We start from the raw sequence: 18,175 nt of genomic DNA, 5'->3' as shown, positions 1-18,175 counted from the left end.
GACGCAATACGCCACAGCCCCTAGACCGCGAGAACGCTGCAAGGCACCTGATACAGGATATGTTCGGTCGTACTGCCGAGGAGCTTGTCCAGCCCGTGAGATTGGACTCTGCCCATCACGATCACATCCACCTGTTGCTCATCGGCAAACTCGCTCAACGCCGAGACCGGGCTCCCTATGATGAAATGTCGACGGTCAGAGGGCACACCGAATCGACCGGCCAAGCGCAGGAATGACTTTTCCAGCTCTCTGCGCAGTTCCCGGGTAAGGTCCGCCAGCGTCAGCCCGCCGCCGCCCATATCGCCGAGATAGGCCGCCGAAATGTCACAGGCATACAGCAGATGCAATTCGGCATTGCATTGCAGCGCCAGGCTGTTGGCCTGCTGGATGATCCGGTCATTCAGCTCACTGTTCGAAGACGCGGTATCCGACGAGTCAACCGCTGCCACCACCTTGCGCGGCAAGGCATGACCACTCGCGCCCACCAGATACATCGGTATCGGGCAGTGGCGCAGCAAGTGCCAGTCCAGAGGGGTGAAGAATGCACGTTTGAGCGCAGGCTCATGCTGCACTTGCTTGATCAGCAGGTTGGGCTGCATTTCGCTGACGTGATCAAGGATCGCCTGCTGCATGTCGTCGGCCCATGCCACCTCGGTGGTCACCTCGATGCCCCTGCCGCGCATCTTTTCCGCCTGATCCTTGAGCCAATCGCTATGGTCCTGGAGGTAACTCTGCCGAGCTTTTTCCCGCACGCCTTCTTCAAGCAGTGACAGGATGTCCAGCGATGGTACTAACGCGGCAATATGCAGGCTCGCCCCGCTGGCCTTGGCCAGGGCAGCGGCATGGTGTATCGCAGGGGAATGGCGCTGGGCCGGGTTGATGATCAGTAATAACCGTTGATACTGGCTCATGGTCTGAACTCCAGACAGGTTGGACTTCGACGCCTGCCGCTGCCCCTTGCCGCTGGTCAGCCATTGCGTCCTCGCTGGATCGAATCACCAGCGTTGACTCAGCGTCCTCCCCACAAGCCTGCTTGATCTTGATTTATATCAAGTCACCGCGCACCGCTGCAGCGCGGTGCGGGTCATTCAGGAAACGGCGGCTGGGCAGGCGTTTCCTTTTCCGGGATATCGGTCATGGTCGCCTCGGTCAGCAGCAGGATACTGGCGACTGAAACGGCATTTTCCAGCGCGATACGCACCACCTTGGTCGGATCGATGATGCCGGCTTCATACATGTCCACATAGACATTGGCTGACGCATCGAAGCCAATATTCCCCGGCTCCGCCAGCATACGGGCAACGACCACGCCGGCATCCACCGCCGAGTTTTCCGCGATCACCCGGGCCGGTGCTTCGAGCGCTCGGCGAAGTATCTGCAAACCGGTTTTGGCATCGCCTTCATAGCCGGCCTCCTCGGCCGCGATAACCGGCACAGCCTTGAGCAATGCCAACCCGCCACCCGGAACGATGCCCTCGGCAATCGCCGCGCGAGTCGCTGAAATGGCATCATCCAGTGCATCCTTGCGGGCCTTCATCTCGGCCTCCGACGGCGCCCCGACCCGGATCACCGCAACGCCGCCAGACAACCTGGCCAATCGTTCCTGGAGTTTTTCACGGTCGTAATCGCTGGTAGTCGCGTCCATTTGCACGCGGATCTGTTGCAGGCGCGCCTCAATTTCCTCGCGTTGACCGGCGCCGCCGATCAACGCCGTGCTGTCTTTTTGCACCACGACGCGATGCGCTCGTCCCAACTGGCTCAAGTCCACCTGTTCCAGACTGATGCCCAGCTCATTGGAGACCACCGTTGCGCCGGTCAGGACGGCAATGTCCTGGAGCATTTCCTTGCGTCGATCACCAAAGCCGGGGGCCTTGATCGCCACCGCGCGCAATACGCCACGAATCTGGTTGACGACCAGCGTGGTCAGCGCCTCGCCCTCTATGTCGTCAGCGATCAGCACCAGTGGCTGGCCACTTTTGGCGATCAACTCAAGCAATGGAATCAAGTCTTTGAGCACGCCGATCTTATGATCACAGAGCAGCAGGTAGGCATCATCGAGTTCGACCTGCATCTTCTCGGTATCCGTCACGAAATACGGTGAGACGTAACCACGGTCAAAACGCATTCCTTCCATCACCTCGACCACGGTCTCAGTGGTCTTGGACTCCTCGACACTGACCACGCCTTCAACGCCGACCTTTTCCAGAGCATCTGCAACCAGCTGGCCGATAACCGCATCGTTATGCGCCGAAAGCGTGGCCACCTGGGCCTTTTCCTTGGGGGTACTGACCGGGCGCGATTGGGCCGCCAGCGATTGCACGACCAGCAACAGCCCGCGATCCAGGCCGCGCTTCAAATCAATCGCGCTGGCACCGGCGACGACGTTGCGTATGCCATCAGCCAGGATGGCATGGGCCAGCACCGTTGCCGTGCTGGTCCCGTCCCCGACCGCATCGCCGGTACGTTCCGCCGCCTGACGCAGCATCTGGGCACCCAGCCCCTCCTCGGGGTCTTGCAGGTCGATTCGCTTGGCAATCGTCACGCCGTCGTTGCAAACCGTTGGGTTACCCCATTTGTTCTGGATCAACACCGATTTCGATTTTGGCCCAAGGGTCACACGGACAGCGTCCGCCAACTGTGTGGCACCGCAGAGGACTTTCTCGCGAGCGGCGGCACGAAACAGAATTTTACTGTGAGCCATCAGGTTGCTCTCCCAAGTAACTCTGCAACAGGCAGGTACTTGCAGCTTCCCTGAAATGGCTCACGCGACGTTGATTTTTATCAACAAAGCCACGACGTCGCGGGGCCTTCAGCGGCACTTGTATGCGTGCGTATTTCGCGCACCGACTCCAGATGATTGACCGTCAGCCAATGGCCCCCAGTTGACAAAAATCAACCTGTACAACAACCAGTCGCGGCCAAATGAACCCGTGAACTCCACGGTTCTGTCAGCGGGCACTATCGGTAAAAATCGATCTGAAAACAGGGCTGGGGGCGCAGTTTTTATCCTTCTCATTTGCGAGGAACAGGTCATGGACAAATATCAGCTCAGTCAAAAAAAACAACTGTTCAAGACACCTGCCCATGACCCCTATTTATTGCAGCGAGTCGCAGGCTCGGCCATCTGTTCGAAGTGCGATGCGATTTATCAGGCTGGTAACTGGACCTGGAAGCAGCCTGAAAACACGGTGATCGCTGATGCCGAAACGGTGACCTGCCCGGCCTGTCGGCGCATCGATGACAACAGGCCGGCGGGCACGCTAACGCTGTCCGGCAGCTTCTTGCTCAAGCATCGAAAAGAAATCGTCAATCTGATCGAAAACACCGAACGGCAGGAAAAAGCCGATCATGCCCTTGAGCGCCTCATCAAGCTGACCGACTCCGGGGGGGATCTGCTCGTGACCACCACCGGCATCCATCTCGCCAACCGCCTGGGTCATGCACTGACAGGCGCTTTCAAAGGCCACTCCGATTACCACTACAGTGATGATCAATACCAGTTGAGCGTCAGCTGGACACGTGATGAGTAAAGCGAGACCGGCTGATGACGACAGTCAGCAAGCCAGGCAACAAAGTTTGTGTACCCAGAACACCCGTCACCCAGCATCAGCTGTTGGCCGAAGGCCCCTTGCCGCCACACCGGCAAGGGACTTTCGGTCATCAGGATTTCAGGCCGGGACCGGAACGCCGGTCAGCTCAACGCTGTCACGGTACTCCGGCACCGAGACCGACCACCCCAGTTCCAGGCTGATGCGCCGGCGCAGCACATCCGATGCATTCGGTTCTCCGTGCACGACATAGGTGTGTTTCGGTGGCCGCTTGAAGCCCCTTAGCCACTGCATGATTTCATCCCCGTCGGCATGCGCGGACAAGGTCCCCATGGGCACCACTTCGGCCCGAATCGGCACGTCCTTGCCATGAATCCGCACCGATGGGGCACCGGCGATGATCTGTGCACCGCGAGTTCCCCCCGCCTGGAAACCGGGAACCAGCAGCGTATTGAGCGGGTTGGGGGCCAGCGCCTTGAGGTGGTGAAGCACCCGCCCCCCGGTGGCCATGCCGCTGGCAGCGATGATCACCGCGGGGGTGCGCTGTTGGTCAAGGTCGATGGAGTCTCTGACCGAACGCACGAAACGCGCGGCATGGCACATGCCTTCGCATTCCTCCAGCGACAGCCGGTGCTCACTGCGAAAACGCTGGTACAAGCGAGTGACATCGGTGGCCATGGGGCTGTTGAGGTAGATCGGCAGGTCGGGGATCGCCTTCTTCTGTTTCAGCCGATAGAGGTGATACATCAGCAGTTGCGCACGCCCGACCGCAAACGAAGGCACCAAGGTAATGCCGTGGCGCAATGCCGTGCGGTTGATAACGTCGGCCAGTTGCTCCTCCGGGGGCTCGGCGGGGTGCTGACGGTCGCCGTAGGTCGACTCCACCAACAGATAGTCCGCCTGTTCGATGGTTTCCGGGGCGAACATCAACGGATCATTCGGCCGCCCCAAGTCCCCGGAAAACACCAGACTAATGCCGTCTGCACGCACTTCTACGGTGGCGGCTCCAAGGATGTGCCCGGCACAGCGCAACTGGATGCTGATCCCCGGAGCAATGTCGATCGGATGGTGCAACTCCACTGGCCGCAATAGCTTCAGGGCCCTCTCCGCGTCCTGTTCGGTGTACAGCGGCAGGGCCGGATCGTGTTTGGAGAAGCCATGGCGGTTGGCGTACTCAGCCTCCTCTTCCTGCAGGCGGCCACTGTCGAGCAGCAGTATCTTCACCAGTTCACAGGTCGCCGCCGTGGCATAGACCGGGCCGCGATAACCGTTGCGCACCAACACCGGCAGGTAGCCGCTGTGATCCAGGTGAGCATGGGTCAGAACGATGGCCTCCAGATCGCGGACCGGCAGATGGAAAGGGTCCCAGTTGTGCAGGCGCAGCTGTTTGTAGCCCTGGAACAGGCCGCAATCGATCAACACATGTTTGTCGTTATGTTCCAGCAGGTACTTGCTGCCCGTCACCGTGCCAGCCGCACCGAGAAATGTCATTCGCATGCCCGTCTCCTTGAACACTGATGGGTACGCTATTGATCCTCCCTTTACGTCTCCCGGCACTTGATATTTATCAACAGCAGCCGGGCTGGCTCCCTCTTATCGAGGCTCAGCCCCTGAAAATGTCGAATGGCTCGATTTTCAGCACCTTGCGTATGCCCACGTAACTGGAAACCCCGGCAATCAACAGCACCAGGCCAAACGCCAGCCCCAGGTTCCAGAACGTAATCATCGCTGCGTAATTGGGCAGATAGGTGCGCACCGTGAAGATCATCAACGTGACCAGCCCAACCCCCAGTCCGTACCCCGTCAAACAGGTGAACATGGCCATGAAGAGGATCATGTAGATCAGCTCGCGGCCCTTGGCGCCAATAGCCTTGAGGGCTGCGAACTTGTCGAGGTTTTCCAGAATGAAGGTGTAGAACGTCTGACCGGAGATGGATAACCCGACCAGGAAACTGATTACCGTCATCGTCAGTATGTTGGTGCCGACCCCGGTCTGATAGATGTAGAAATCGGTAATCCGCTGGTTGAACTCTCCCCGGGTCAAGGCGACATAGCCCAACTGCGCAACCTGCTGCTTGATCCCGGCCTCTGCGGCCTTGTTCCTGGGTTCCAGCAGAATGTAAGACACCGTGAAGCGGGTGGTCGGGATGTATTCGATGGCTCGTCGGTAGGTGGTGTAGAGCGTCGGTATGCCGGTCAATCCACTGGTCAGTACCTTGGCGATGGCGACGATGGTGCCGCGGTGGTCATTGAGCTCGAAGGAGGTGCCAATCCGCGGATTCTCCAGTTTCGAAAACTCGGCGTCGTGGACCATGATGAATGCGTTTTCCGCATAAATGTCCTCGATAGAACCCTCTTCAAGCTCAGGGCGACCGAACAGGCTGGTGTCGTCGAGACCTATCACACTGACCGCCTGATAAGTGCCACTGGCCAACCTGACCTGGGCGCCGCCAATGAATACAGGCACCGCGTAGCGCACCTGCTCCATGCTGCGTACGGCATCGAGCAAATAGTCGGGCAGAGGAATGACAATGGTCGGTGTGTTCACGGCCGGGTCCATGATCCACATCGCCGCGCCGATATTGGTCACCGTCGAGTGGGCGCGATTGAGGATGCCGGCAAACAGTGCAGTCATCTGCAACATCAGGAACACCGAGAAAGTAATCCCTACCAGCAGTGCCGAAAACTTGGCCTTGTCGTTGACCAGCAGCTTGAAGCCGATCCGCAGGATGCCTGAGTATTTCATGGCGTCTGCCTGCTGCCCGCAGGGGGCGGAGTGTTCCACCAGCCGCCGCCCAGCGCGACGAACAACCCGACGGTGTCCTGATGACGCTGGGCAAGTGCTTGCAGATAGGCGATGTTGACCTGATGCAACTGTACATCGGCCGACAGCAGATCCAGATAGGTCACCAGGCCTGATCGGTAGTTGGCTTGCAGCAAACGCAGCGCTTCTTCAGCGGTAGCCTGTGCCTCGGTCTGTTTTTGCAGGACCTGTGCATCGAACTCCAGGGCCTTGAGGGCATCGGCCACTTGCGCGAAAGACTCGAGCACGGTTTGCCGATAATTCGCTGCCGCCTGCTGATAGGCATCGATTGCCGCTTTACGGCCAAACCACAGGCTACCGCCCTGGAACAGCGGGACATCGATGGAGGGGCCAACACTCCAGAACCGCCCGCCACTCGCAAACAATGACCCCAGGTTCGACCCGGCCGTACCGTAGGTCCCGGTCAGATTGAAACTGGGAAACATCGCCGCCGTGGCCACCCCGATGTTGGCACTGGCCCGGTGCAGCTGTGCCTCTGCGGACAAGATATCCGGCCGCTGCCGGACTAGCCTCGAGGGCAGGCTGACCGGCAGATCGGTGGGCAGCGAAAGACCTGTCAGCTCGATATTGGGGAGACTGACATCGGTGGGTGCGACGCCTTCGAGGGTGGCCAGCAAATGCTCGGCCTGGCTGATTTTCTGCTCCAGCGCCGGCAACAAGGCCTCATTGCTGGCAATCAGGCTGCGCAAACTGAGCACCGCCGAATAAGGCGCCGTACCGCTGCGCACCTGGACCTCGGTGGTCCGAAGCTGTTGTTTTTGCAGCGCAATCAACTGCTCGGTGGCGCGCCTTTGCGCGATATAGCCGGCACGGGCGATGGCGGTATTCACGACATTGGCGGTCAGGGTGAGGTAAGCCGCATGGGTCAGCCAGGCTTGACGGTCGACCTCGGCTTGCAGGCCTTCCACCGTTCGACGCTGTCCGCCAAACACATCGAGGGTGTAGCTGATCGTGCCACTCAGGGTCACGACGTTGAAGATCGTCCCTCCCGTCGTCAGCCCTTGCTGGAGCGGAGCATTGCGTTCGCGGGTCGCGCCGGCGTGAAGATCCAGGTACGGATAGAAAACCCCATGACCGGCCATGAGCGTGTCCTGGCTTTGCCGCAGGCTAGCCTCGGCAGCCTGCAAGGTCTGGTTGTTGGCCGTCGCCTGGCGAACCACTGCATCCAGAGAGCCGGACTTGAACAACCGCCACCAGTCAGGCACCACTTCAGCCCCCGGCAAAAAATGCTGCGCCTGACCCTTCGCCGCCACGGTCGCCGTCGCCGGATTGCCGGTATAACCGCTCTGCGACGGCGTTGGCGGACGCGAAAAGTCCGGGCCTACGGTGCAAGCACTCATCGCCATCAGAATAATCACGGGGAGCACCCGGGCATGCAATCGCAGAGGTCGATGGACGCGGGACTGGCACATCATTTCTGTCCTATGAAGACATCCACCAACTGCCCCGGGTACACCCTCGGGAGGTCTTTTTTCTCGAACCGGAAAACCACCGGCAACACCCTGAGATCGACTTTCTCCTGACGCTGATTGGACAACTGGATTTTCGGCGACACGTACGGCTGCACGCGAACGAACTCCAGCGGCACCTTGATATCCGAGCCATGGATCAACATCTGTGCACGGATATGTTCGGGCGTCGGCAAGCGGGCAATCAGGATCTCGTCCACGTAGCAGCGTACCGCCAGATAGGTCTGCTCAGCGCTCATCACCGCCAACGGGCTGAATTGCTGGATATACGGGTCATAGGCGCCCTGTGGCGACACATAGCTGCCCACGGTGGTATTGATGGCCAGGACCACGCCATCCACCGGGGCCTTGATCGCATATTGCGCAAGCGTGGCATTCGCCGCCTTGAGCGCTGCCTGTGCCTGGGCCGCGGTATCTTTTGCGGTGTCCAGCGTGTCCTTGCTGATGGACTTGGGATCAATCCCGTAGGACGCCAGGCGCTTGGTGTATTGGTCCTGAGCGGTTTTCAGACTGGCTTGCGCCAATTCGAAGTTTGCCCTGGGCACGGCGTCATCGATGGTCACCAGGGGCGTACCGCGGGTGACAGCCTGCCCTTCTTGCACCAGCACTTGAGTGATTGGCCCGGAAACCTGCGGGTAAATCACGATATTGGAACCGCCGGGCTGCTCGCTTTCGATAATCCCGTTCGCATAAATCGCGGTGTCATAAGTGCTGCTCGCCGGGGCGAAGGCTGGCGGCAATGGACGGGGCGTGCGTCCGAGCAGGTAGGCGGCGGTCACCCCGGCCAATACACCGATGACTGCCAGCACAAACAGCACCCGGTTCTTCATGACGAGGTCCGGTCAGGTTCGCTGATGCGGCCATCTTCCATGTGAATGATGCGGTCGGCGTACTCATTGATCCGCGCGTCGTGAGTGACGATCAGAATGCAACGCTGCTGGTTGAGAATATTCGACTTCACGAAGGCAATGATCATCTTCCCGGTGTCACCGTCGAGGGACGCGGTGGGCTCGTCGAGAATCAATAGCTGCGGGCCGCCGATGATCGCCCGGGCGATCGCCACCCGCTGTTGTTCTCCGCCGGACAGCTTGACCGGCAGAATGTCGCCGCGATCCTTGAGACCCACCACTTCCAGGCTCTGCTTCGCCTGCGTTATGGCGTCATCCCAGTCACGATGCTTGAGGATCAGGGGAATCGCGACGTTCTCGGCAGCGGTCAGCCGTGCAAAAAGGTGGTAGTCCTGAAACACGAAGCCGATGTTATTGAGGCGTAACTCCGCCAACTGATCGGTGCTCAGGCTCCAGATGTCATTGCCATTGATCTTCACCGTACCGGCATCCGGCCGCAGAATGCCGGAGATCATGCTCAGCAGGGTGGTCTTGCCGCTCCCTGACGGGCCGACGATGAACACCATTTCACCGAACTGTGCGACCAGTGAGACCTGATCGACAGCCTTCATTCGTACGTCCCCTTCCCCGAACCATTTGGTCAGGCCGCTCGAATCAATCGCCGGATGATCGGCAGAACCCGTTTGATCCGAACTCATGAGCGCTTCTGCTCCCGATCGGCCGATGCCCCTGGGCACTGGCAGTTATCGAATACCGCCACCACGATACGCCATCAATACGGCGGCTTGACGATCATCAGACTGCAGGGAGCCCGGTTCAGGGTGTTCTCGGCGGTACTGCCGAGAAATACGTTCACGCCCCGATAGTGCACGGTGCCCATCACAATCATGTCGAACTCATTACTCGCCGCGAAACGCTCGATCATCTTGTGCGGGACACCGGTCAACAGATGCCGTTTCGCCTCTGGAATCTCATAGCGCTCGGCGAGCGTATCGAAGGCTTCAATCTGGGTATCGCTGACCGCGTCTCTCAAGCTTTCCCGCATGGTCAGGTATTGCAGGTTCACGCCGGAGTCGCCGTTCACAATCCAGCCGCTGACATTGAGCAGGTGCAACTTCGCGCCACAGGACAAGGCCAGCTTCGAAGCAATATCGAGGATCTGGTCATTCAGTCCCTGCGTCAGCTCTTCAAGATGGGAAAGGTCGACAGCCGCCAGTATTTTCAAGGGCAACGGGTTTCTGGCATCGGTGACCAGGTGCAAGGGGGCTGGACAGTCGCGCAGTAACAGCCAGTCCAGAGGCCGGTAGAAAACCCGTTGAAATGCCGATACATGCTGTACATCCTTGATCACGATGTCTGCGCCGAAGTCGTTCACGTACTCAAGCACCTCCTCGATACCCGGTTTGGCCCAGACCACTTCGGTGGTCACGTGCAGGCCTTTGCATTGCCCAAACCGGGCCTGCTGCTCTAGCCAGTGACGGTGCACTTGCAAATATCCTTCGCGCGCCTGCGCCATGGCCTGATGGTCAAACAAGCCAGCGACCGCCAGCGCTTCGACATAATCGAACGCCACGATATGCAGCAGCGCGCCTGTCGCTCTCGCCAGGGATTCCGCCCGATCAAACGCGGGGGTACGGGACATTTCGCTCGGAGCGATCAGCAGTAAACGGCGAATTTCGAACATCACACACCTCGTCGGCAGATGCTTGGTCAGTCGAAACCGATGAACAGCACTCCTGTGCCGGCCTTCCATCAGCACACGGATCGACGAACACCCTCTCTGGTTAATGTCGATAGTGAGCGGGCAGGTGCTGGCCGGGGTTGATAAAAATCACAAAAAGTTGTTGTGCGCCCAAGCACCGCTGCTGAAAGAAGCATTGTTGATTCAGCTCAATAAATGCTCAGCCGCCAGGCGTAAAAACATACCCAGTAATCGGGCTCATGTTGTCCGATGCTCGCGCCAAATCGACCACAGAGGACACGATCATGAACGATTTGAGTCTGCGCCAAACCATTCTCGATGAGCTTGAGTTCCAGCCGGATATCGATGCCGCCAATATCGGCGTCGCTGTGGACAAGGGCGTCGTCACGCTCTCCGGCCATGTCCGGACCTATGCCCAGAAAATCGCTGCTGAACAGGCGGTAAAACGCATCAAGGGCGTACGCGCGCTGGCCGAAGAAATACAGGTCAGGCTGGACCCCGGGGAAGGCACGGCAGATGACACCATCGCGACCCGCGCGTTGAAGATCATTGCCTGGAGTTCTGACGTCCCCATAGACACCATCAAGGTCATCGTACAAAAGGGCTGGGTAACGCTGGAAGGCAAGGTGGACTGGCAGTACCAGAAAGAAACCGTCGAACGGGCGGTGCGCAAGTTGTCCGGGGTGGTGGGCGTGGACAATCGGCTCACCCTTTATCCTCGGGTGGAAGTGGCCGATATCCAGCACCGCATCGAAGAAGCCCTCAAGCGCAATGCCGAAGTGGATGCCAAGGGTATTCACGTCAAGGTAGACGGTGATGTCGTGAAACTTGAAGGCCGGGTCCATCTGTGGCGTGAACGCCAGATCGCCACCCGCGCTGCCTGGTCCGTACCGGGTGTGAGAGCAGTGGAAGATCACCTGCTGATTGCCTGATGTCAAACAGGGAATATCAGCTCGACGTCCGGCGTAAACCCCGGCGTTCGGGCTGATGGCGTCTAGAATCGTATTCAGATGCCCAACGAGCTTGAGCCTCGGCGTTCGGCAATCAAACCGTCACGCATCGGGCCAGCCCGCCTTTTTTCCCTGAGCCAAGGCCATGAAAAAGAATCACCAATGGAACCTTTCCTACTTCGCGATCACCTTTCTGGTCCTTGCACTCGCCCAGCTGTTTTTTGTTGACCGCCATTCGGTGCAGAGCATCCCCTACAGTCAGTTCCTGCAACTGTTGGGCGAGCACAAGGTCAGCGAGTTGCGGGTCGACAAGGAGCAGATCAGCGGCAAGCTGCAAGAGCCCATCGACGGCCACGACCTGTTCACCACCGTGCGGGTCGATCCCACGCTGGCGACTGAGTTGGCACAATCGGGTGTCGGCTTTTCCGGCATCAGCGAAAACACCCTGCTGAACGCGCTGCTGGGCTGGTTGCTACCCTTTGCGATGATCATGGTGCTGTGGCATTTCCTGTTCCGCGGCATGGCCGAAAAACAGGGCCTTGGCGGACTGATGAATGTCGGCAAGTCGCGGGCCAAAGTGTTTGTCGAACGCGATACCGGAGTGACGTTCGCCGATGTCGCGGGCATCGATGAAGCCAAGGCCGAGCTGGTGGAAATCGTCTCGTTCCTGAAGGACAAGGCCAAGTACGCACGCCTGGGGGCGCATATTCCCAAGGGCACCCTGCTGGTCGGCCCACCGGGCACCGGCAAGACTCTGGTGGCCAAGGCGATTGCCGGTGAAGCCGGGGTGCCGTTTTTTTCGATTTCCGGGTCCGAATTCGTCGAAATGTTCGTCGGTGTCGGCGCCGCTCGAGTGCGCGATTTGTTCGAGCAGGCGCGGCAAGCGGCACCGTGCATTATCTTCATCGACGAACTCGACGCCCTGGGCAAAATGCGCGGTATCGGTGCGTTCGGCGGCAACGACGAAAAAGAACAGACCCTCAACCAGCTGCTGGCCGAACTGGACGGTTTCGACCCGCGTGAAGGTGTGGTCCTGCTGGCGGCGACCAACCGGCCGGAGGTCCTCGATCCGGCGCTGCTGCGGGCCGGGCGCTTCGACCGTCAACTGGTGATCGACCGCCCCGATCGAAAAGGCCGACAGGCGATCCTCAAGGTCCATCTGAAAAAAATCACCGTAGCGCCCGACATCGACTCCGAACGTATCGCCGAAATCACCACCGGCTTCACCGGTGCCGACCTGGCCAATCTGATCAACGAAGCCGCGATCGTGGCCACCCGCCGGGGAGGCGAGACCGTCAACCTCGACGACTTCACCGTCGCGGTGGAACGCATCGTCGCCGGGGTCGAACGCAAGAGCAGCCTGTTATTGCCTGACGAACGTCTGGTGGTGGCCTATCACGAAATGGGCCATGCCCTGGCCGCAGGCACCTTGCCGGGAATGGACCCGGTCCACAAGGTCTCGATCATCCCCCGCTCCATTGGCTCGCTGGGCTATACCTTGCAGCGCCCGACCGAGGATCACTTCCTGATCAGTTGTCAGATGCTCAAGGACCGCATCGCCGTGCTGATGGCCGGTCGGGCCGCCGAGTTCATCGTCTATGGCCAGATTTCCACGGGTGCCGCCGATGACCTGACCCGGGCGACCGACATCGCCCGGCAGTTGATCACCCGTTTCGGCATGAGTGCCGAACTCGGTCAATCGGTACTGGAACGGCAAACCCCGACTTATCTGGGTGAACACATGGCCGGACTGGGCCAGAAAGACTATTCGGAACAAACCGCGCGGGAAATCGACCTGGGCATCCGCGCCTTGCTCGAAGAAGCCTATAACCGGGCCAAGGCGCTGCTCGACAGTCGTCGAGCCGACCTGGATGCCGGTGCTCATTTACTGCTGGAAAGAGAAACGCTGACGCCAGAGGAGTTTCCGCCGCTGCTACCGCTCAAGGCCGCCCCCGATGGCTCGCCATGATTGAGGTCACGCTGATCAATACGCTGGTGGTAATCGTTGCCGTGGTGATCCACTACGAATGCCTGTCACGCCTGAACGACTGGCTACCCAGGCTCAGGGCCTGGAGTCGATTCAGAATTGTCGTCGGGGTATTTGGCGCGATGCTGGCCCATGCAACAGAAGTCTGGTGCTTTGCGCTGGCCTATTACCTGATGGCGCGCTCCGGCGACTGGGGCAGCCTGAATGGCAACTTTGATGGCTCGTTCATGGATTGCGTGTACTTCTCCTTCACCACCTTTACCACCATCGGTTTTGGCGATATTTCGCCCGTGGGCAAACTCAAGTACCTGACCGGGTTGCAGGCACTGACCGGCCTGGTGCTCATTACCTGGACGGCGTCCTTTCTGTTTCTCGAAATGCAGAAATACTGGAAGAGCAAATAGCGGCCGCCGGTGGACGACCGCTTCCACGGGAGCTAAACCGCCAGGATGCTACAAGGCACTTGATAAAGAACATGTTCGGTGGTGCTGCCAATCAACCATTGCAGGCCATGGTGCCGGCCCCGGCCCATGACGATCACGTCAGTCTGGTTGTCGTTGACGAATCCGGCCAGCGCCGACACCGGATCGCCGAAGATAAAGTGCCGACATTCAACAGGCACCCCGAAGTCGTGAGCCAGTGTGACAAAGGATTTTTCCAGTGCCTGGCGCAGATCTTTCCTGAGCTTCGACAGCACCGGCTCATCTCCATCTGCATCGTCCAGATAGTCGGAGGACATAGGGCAGACGTGCAGCAGAGACAATTGGGCATCACATTGCAACGCCAGGCTATTGGCCTGCTGCAGGATCCGCTCGTTCAGCTTGCTGCCCTGCGGCTCGGGATCCACCGCCGCGACCACCTTGCGCGGCAAGGTATGACTGCACGGACTCAGCAGATAAACCGGCACCGGGCATTCGCGCAGCAAGTACCAATCCATGGGCGTGACAAAAGCACGCTTGAGCAGCGGCTCATGCTGAATCTCCTTGAGCAACAGGTCGGGACGCAGTTGCATCACATAGTCCAGGATCTCCAGACGGGCATCATCGCTCCATCTCACTTCGCTGGTCACATCAAGCCCTTTGGCGCGTAGTGCGTGCACTTCATTCTTCAACCATCGGCTCTGCTCCTGCAGGTAACGCGTGCGCGTCTCGTCCCGTGCCGGCGGTTCAAGCAGAGAAAAAAGCCTGACCGGTTTGGTCAGCCCGAGAATATGCAGAGTGGCACCACAGGCCTTGGCCAGAGCGCTGGCCTGGTGGATGGCCGGGGAGTGACGCAGGGTCGGATTGATGATTAGCAGCAACCGTTGATACTGGCTCATGGTCTGGCTCCAGAACGTTCAGGCCTGGACGCGAACGGCTTCTTGCCTCTGCGCTCATGCTGGATGGATGACGGCATCGATTGGGGCTCCTCAACTGCCGGCCGCAGGCGTCCATTGCCAGTTCATCACTTCGGGCAAGTCCTGCCCGTGTTCGATGAGGTAAAGCTTGTGTTTCTCCATGGTTGCCCAGTAACGCGCCCGGGCGGTTTCGATCTGCTCGTGCAGGCGCGGAACCCGCTCGATCACATCCAGCGCCAACTGATAACGGTCCAGGTTATTGATGACCGCCATATCGAACGGGGTCGTGGTCGCCCCCTCCTCCTTGAAGCCGCGCACGTGGAAGTTTTCATGATTGCTGCGTTTGTAAATCAGCCGGTGAATCAGTGCTGGGTACCCGTGGAAAGCAAAGATCACGGGCCTGTCGATGGTGAACAGCTCGTCGAACGCCGAGTCCGACAAACCATGGGGATGCTGAAATGACGGTTGCAGCACCATCAGGTCGACGACGTTGATCACCCTGACGCGCAGATCCGGCACGTACTCGCGAAGCAAGGTCACGGCGGCCAGCGTTTCCAGGGTCGGGACGTCTCCGGCGCAGGCCATGACCACGTCCGGGTCTTGATCGTTCTGGCTGGCCCAGTCCCATCGACCGATGCCGCACAGGCAATGACGGATGGCCGAACCGATATCCAGCCACTGCCACTCCGGTTGCTTGCCGGCAACGATGACGTTGATGTAGTTGCGACTTCTCAGGCAGTGGTCGGCAACCGACAGCAGGCAGTTGGCGTCGGCCGGCAGGTAGATCCGGACCACATCGGACTTCTTGTTCGCGACCAGATCGATGAAGCCCGGGTCCTGATGGGAAAAACCGTTATGGTCCTGACGCCAGACATGCGAGGTGAGCAAGTAATTGAGCGAGGCTACGGGTTTGCGCCAAGGCACCTCGGCGGCGGTTTTCAGCCATTTGGCGTGCTGATTGAACATCGAATCGACGATGTGAATGAACGCCTCGTAACAGGAGAACAGTCCATGCCGGCCCGTCAATAAATAGCCTTCCAGCCAACCCTCGCACACTTGCTCACTCAGAATCTCCATCACCCGGCCTTCGGCCGTCAGGTCGATATCCTCGGGCTCCAGGTTACCCATCCAGGCCTTTGCGCTGACGTCGTAGACTGCATCCAGTCGGTTCGAGGCGGTTTCATCCGGGCCGAACAACCGAAAATTGCCTGAGGCCAGATTGTTTTTCATCACATCGCGCAGAAACGCCCCCAGCACCCGGGTCGCTTCTGCGCGCAGGCAGCCCGGCGCGGGAAGTTTCACGGCGTATTCGGTAAAGCGCGGCAGATCCAGCGGTCGCAGCAGCAGGCCACCATTGGCGTGAGGATTGGCGCTCATTCGCCGGTGCCCCGTCGGTGCCAGCGCAGCGATTTCGGGTAACAAGGCACCGTTGGCGTCAAACAGCTCATCCGGACGATAGCTGCTGAGCCACTCCTCCAGTTGCCGCAGATGAGTCGGCTGGCCGAAATCCGCCAGCGGCACCTGATGCGCACGACACGTGCCTTCAATACGCCGGCCATCGACGAATTTGGGGCCTGTCCAGCCCTTTGGCGTACGCAGCACCAGCATCGGCCAAAGGGGGCGCTCCGGCACCGGGGGCTGCGGGTATTTGCGCGCAACACGCTGGATCTCGCGGATTTTCAACAGCATCGTGTCCAGGGTTCTGGCCAACGCCTGATGAACCTCTTCAGGCTCGTCACCCTCGACAAAATACGGATCGTAACCGTAGCCATACATCAGGGCCGACAGTTCGTCTTCGCTGATTCTGGAGAGTATCGAGGGGTTGGCGATCTTGTAGCCATTGAGGTGCAGAATCGGCAGGACAGCCCCGTCACGCACCGGATTAAGGAATTTGTTGGAATGCCAGCTGGCCGCCAGCGTTCCCGTTTCAGCCTCACCGTCGCCGATCACGCACGCCACGATCAGGTCCGGGTTATCGAACGCCGCGCCGTAAGCATGGGCCAGGGAATAGCCCAGTTCGCCGCCTTCATGGATCGACCCGGGAATCTGCGCCGAAACATGGCTGGAAAGCCCATAAGGCCAGGAAAACTGCCGAAAGAGCCGGACCAGGCCGTTACGGTTCTGCTCCACTGAAGGATTGAACTCGGTATAAGTCCCTTCCAGATAGGTCTGCGCCACGATCGCCGGCCCACCATGCCCGGGGCCGGTGACGAAGATCATGTTCAGGTCGTAACAGGTGATCAGGCGGTTGAGGTGCACGTAGATCAGATTCAGCCCAGGCGTTGTTCCCCAATGCCCCAGTAAACGCGGTTTTACATGTTCCAGTGCCAGGGGTGCGCTGATCAGCGGGTTGTCCTTGAGGTAGATCTGACCCACCGCCAGGTAATTGGACGCTCGCCAATAGGCGTCGAGACCTTCCAGCTGCTCGGCACTCAGAAAATCGCTCATGAAGCTCTCCGCTCTCGACAAGGAGCAGCACCGACCGTCGATGACAGGACCGCGCTGCGAACAGGGCATTTGTCGATTCTGGGAGTCTGGGAGGTTCAAGACTTGATTTACATCAAACGCACCCTCTCTGAAGAGGAGATCTCGAGAGCGTCAACGCGGCAGCTTCCGTCACTGAATCTGCTGGGCCCCCTTCCCCGTTCGTCGTACAAACGCCCCCGGTTTACACATTAAGGGTTTGACCGGGCTCTCAGCGCCTATGCTTGATACATCGAAAGAGGGACGCTTAATGCCGCCGTATGACCTCCGCCCCCTTCACGCCCATTACCTCAAGGCTGCCTGCGCCAACTGCAGCGTGCTGGAACTGTGCCTGCCGATTGGCCTGACCGACCAGGAAGTAGAGCGATTGGATACCCTGATCATCCAGCGCGTAAAAGTTAAAAAAGGTGCAGCGTTGTATCGCACGGGCGATTCATTGCGCTCGCTTTACGCAGTGCGCATCGGTTCTTTCAAGACCACAGTGTTGTCTCTCGACGGTCGCGAGCAAGTCACCGGTTTTCAAATACCCGGCGAGATGCTCGGCCTGGACGCCATCAGTGAAGAGCAGCACACCTGCAATGCTTTCGCTCTTGAGGACAGCGAAGTGTGTCCCATCCATTTCGCCCAGCTGGAGAAGCTTTCCCGGGAGCTGCCTACACTGCAGCACAATCTGAACAAACTTCTAAGCCGCGAAATAGTGCGCGATCACGAAATGCTGATGTTGATGGGCAAAATGAACTCCGACGAACGTCTGGCGGCCTTTCTGCTGAACCTGTCACTGCGGCTTAGCCTGCGCGGTTATTCGTCCAGGGAGTTCGTACTGAAGATGCGTCGCGAAGAGATCGGCTCCTACCTGGGGCTGCGTCTGGAAACCATCTGTCGAGGCATTGCCCACCTGCGGGATCAGGCACTGGTCGAGATTTCCGGGCGTAACGTCACCATCCTCGACATGGACAGGCTCAAGCATCTGGTCACCGGCTGCCATCGGGACGCGCCAGTTTGACAGCCTGAATGCCGTTGATTCCGG

Annotated in this window: 15 protein-coding genes; 5 read left to right on the top strand and 10 right to left on the bottom strand. The window is 59.2% G+C overall.

The genetic code is table 11. The features are described 5' to 3' along the window. Nucleotides 1-20: 20 nt before the first annotated feature. Both AC1RJ3_RS20425 and groL read right to left on the bottom strand, forming a co-directional pair. On the bottom strand, nucleotides 21-911 hold the full coding sequence (locus tag AC1RJ3_RS20425) for a universal stress protein (RefSeq protein ID WP_493080150.1): 891 nt from the start codon (nucleotides 909-911) through the stop codon (nucleotides 21-23). A 173-nt stretch (nucleotides 912-1,084) separates the two neighbouring features. Then, nucleotides 1,085-2,701 (bottom strand): chaperonin GroEL, encoded by a 1,617-nt coding sequence (gene groL / locus AC1RJ3_RS20420; RefSeq protein ID WP_493080148.1) that lies wholly within the window; start codon nucleotides 2,699-2,701, stop codon nucleotides 1,085-1,087. A gap of 331 nt (nucleotides 2,702-3,032) precedes the next feature. Here groL and AC1RJ3_RS20415 point away from each other — a divergent pair, with 331 nt between their 5' ends. Then, nucleotides 3,033-3,530 carry a BCAM0308 family protein gene (locus AC1RJ3_RS20415; RefSeq protein WP_103316127.1) on the top strand — a complete coding sequence of 166 codons (498 nt, stop codon included), beginning with the start codon at nucleotides 3,033-3,035 and terminating at the stop codon, nucleotides 3,528-3,530. Nucleotides 3,531-3,668: 138 nt separating this feature from the next. Here AC1RJ3_RS20415 and AC1RJ3_RS20410 read toward each other — a convergent pair whose 3' ends face one another. The 6 genes from AC1RJ3_RS20410 to AC1RJ3_RS20385 all read right to left on the bottom strand — a co-directional run bounded on the left by AC1RJ3_RS20410 (nucleotide 3,669) and on the right by AC1RJ3_RS20385 (nucleotide 10,373). After that, a complete protein-coding gene (locus tag AC1RJ3_RS20410) occupies nucleotides 3,669-5,045 on the bottom strand; it encodes an MBL fold metallo-hydrolase RNA specificity domain-containing protein (RefSeq protein ID WP_493080146.1) in 1,377 nt (458 codons plus the stop codon). Between the two features lie 106 nt (nucleotides 5,046-5,151). Then, entirely contained in the window at nucleotides 5,152-6,294 is a 1,143-nt protein-coding gene (locus AC1RJ3_RS20405; protein WP_427539817.1) for an ABC transporter permease, read from the bottom strand. Further along, nucleotides 6,291-7,730, bottom strand: a complete 1,440-nt coding sequence (locus tag AC1RJ3_RS20400; protein WP_493080143.1) for an efflux transporter outer membrane subunit — start codon at nucleotides 7,728-7,730, stop codon at nucleotides 6,291-6,293. The genes AC1RJ3_RS20405 and AC1RJ3_RS20400 overlap by 4 nt, the downstream gene beginning before the upstream one ends. Nucleotides 7,731-7,783: 53 nt before the next feature. After that, the gene (locus AC1RJ3_RS20395) at nucleotides 7,784-8,671 is read right to left on the bottom strand and encodes an efflux RND transporter periplasmic adaptor subunit (protein ID WP_347927397.1); all 888 of its coding nucleotides are present in this window, start codon (nucleotides 8,669-8,671) and stop codon (nucleotides 7,784-7,786) included. After that, nucleotides 8,668-9,387: an ABC transporter ATP-binding protein gene (locus AC1RJ3_RS20390; RefSeq protein WP_347927399.1), complete on the bottom strand. Its 720-nt coding sequence runs from the start codon at nucleotides 9,385-9,387 to the stop codon at nucleotides 8,668-8,670. Before AC1RJ3_RS20390 ends, AC1RJ3_RS20395 begins: the two co-directional genes overlap by 4 nt. Nucleotides 9,388-9,461: 74 nt before the next feature. Next, nucleotides 9,462-10,373: a universal stress protein gene (locus AC1RJ3_RS20385; RefSeq protein WP_493080140.1), complete on the bottom strand. Its 912-nt coding sequence runs from the start codon at nucleotides 10,371-10,373 to the stop codon at nucleotides 9,462-9,464. Between the two features lie 302 nt (nucleotides 10,374-10,675). Between AC1RJ3_RS20385 and AC1RJ3_RS20380 the strand changes: the two genes are divergently transcribed. From AC1RJ3_RS20380 to AC1RJ3_RS20370, 3 genes are all read left to right on the top strand, one after another. Then, nucleotides 10,676-11,323 carry a BON domain-containing protein gene (locus AC1RJ3_RS20380; protein ID WP_054598280.1) on the top strand — a complete coding sequence of 216 codons (648 nt, stop codon included), beginning with the start codon at nucleotides 10,676-10,678 and terminating at the stop codon, nucleotides 11,321-11,323. A gap of 163 nt (nucleotides 11,324-11,486) precedes the next feature. Further along, complete coding sequence (gene ftsH, locus AC1RJ3_RS20375; protein WP_054596491.1) at nucleotides 11,487-13,310, top strand: ATP-dependent zinc metalloprotease FtsH; 1,824 nt, start codon at nucleotides 11,487-11,489, stop codon at nucleotides 13,308-13,310. Further along, the gene (locus AC1RJ3_RS20370; protein WP_019692802.1) at nucleotides 13,307-13,732 is read left to right on the top strand and encodes a potassium channel family protein; all 426 of its coding nucleotides are present in this window, start codon (nucleotides 13,307-13,309) and stop codon (nucleotides 13,730-13,732) included. The genes ftsH and AC1RJ3_RS20370 overlap by 4 nt, the downstream gene beginning before the upstream one ends. 32 nt (nucleotides 13,733-13,764) lie before the next feature. Here AC1RJ3_RS20370 and AC1RJ3_RS20365 read toward each other — a convergent pair whose 3' ends face one another. Next, a complete protein-coding gene (locus AC1RJ3_RS20365) occupies nucleotides 13,765-14,646 on the bottom strand; it encodes a universal stress protein (protein WP_429540195.1) in 882 nt (293 codons plus the stop codon). A 90-nt stretch (nucleotides 14,647-14,736) separates the two neighbouring features. After that, a complete protein-coding gene (locus tag AC1RJ3_RS20360; protein ID WP_493080137.1) occupies nucleotides 14,737-17,112 on the bottom strand; it encodes a phosphoketolase family protein in 2,376 nt (791 codons plus the stop codon). Nucleotides 17,113-17,398: 286 nt separating this feature from the next. Here AC1RJ3_RS20360 and fnr point away from each other — a divergent pair, with 286 nt between their 5' ends. After that, on the top strand, nucleotides 17,399-18,151 hold the full coding sequence (gene fnr / locus AC1RJ3_RS20355; RefSeq protein ID WP_493080135.1) for a fumarate/nitrate reduction transcriptional regulator Fnr: 753 nt from the start codon (nucleotides 17,399-17,401) through the stop codon (nucleotides 18,149-18,151). Nucleotides 18,152-18,175: the final 24 nt, after the last annotated feature.

The organism is Pseudomonas sp. GW822-FHT04C11, assembly GCF_058800905.1.
The sequence above is the reverse complement of the archived record's forward strand: the minus strand, read 5'-3'. Positions and strand labels throughout refer to the sequence as shown.

Bases quoted from the DNA above. Each gene is read 5' to 3' on its own strand.
- AC1RJ3_RS20425 (WP_493080150.1), bottom strand. From the start codon at position 911: ATGAGCCAGTATCAACGGTTATTACTGATCATCAACCCGGCCCAGCGC.
- groL (WP_493080148.1), bottom strand. From the start codon at position 2,701: ATGGCTCACAGTAAAATTCTGTTTCGTGCCGCCGCTCGCGAGAAAGTC.
- AC1RJ3_RS20415 (WP_103316127.1), top strand. From the start codon at position 3,033: ATGGACAAATATCAGCTCAGTCAAAAAAAACAACTGTTCAAGACACCT.
- AC1RJ3_RS20410 (WP_493080146.1), bottom strand. From the start codon at position 5,045: ATGCGAATGACATTTCTCGGTGCGGCTGGCACGGTGACGGGCAGCAAG.
- AC1RJ3_RS20405 (WP_427539817.1), bottom strand. From the start codon at position 6,294: ATGAAATACTCAGGCATCCTGCGGATCGGCTTCAAGCTGCTGGTCAAC.
- AC1RJ3_RS20395 (WP_347927397.1), bottom strand. From the start codon at position 8,671: ATGAAGAACCGGGTGCTGTTTGTGCTGGCAGTCATCGGTGTATTGGCC.
- AC1RJ3_RS20390 (WP_347927399.1), bottom strand. From the start codon at position 9,387: ATGAGTTCGGATCAAACGGGTTCTGCCGATCATCCGGCGATTGATTCG.
- AC1RJ3_RS20385 (WP_493080140.1), bottom strand. From the start codon at position 10,373: ATGTTCGAAATTCGCCGTTTACTGCTGATCGCTCCGAGCGAAATGTCC.
- AC1RJ3_RS20380 (WP_054598280.1), top strand. From the start codon at position 10,676: ATGAACGATTTGAGTCTGCGCCAAACCATTCTCGATGAGCTTGAGTTC.
- ftsH (WP_054596491.1), top strand. From the start codon at position 11,487: ATGAAAAAGAATCACCAATGGAACCTTTCCTACTTCGCGATCACCTTT.
- AC1RJ3_RS20370 (WP_019692802.1), top strand. From the start codon at position 13,307: ATGATTGAGGTCACGCTGATCAATACGCTGGTGGTAATCGTTGCCGTG.
- AC1RJ3_RS20365 (WP_429540195.1), bottom strand. From the start codon at position 14,646: ATGAGCCAGTATCAACGGTTGCTGCTAATCATCAATCCGACCCTGCGT.
- AC1RJ3_RS20360 (WP_493080137.1), bottom strand. From the start codon at position 17,112: ATGAGCGATTTTCTGAGTGCCGAGCAGCTGGAAGGTCTCGACGCCTAT.
- fnr (WP_493080135.1), top strand. From the start codon at position 17,399: ATGCCGCCGTATGACCTCCGCCCCCTTCACGCCCATTACCTCAAGGCT.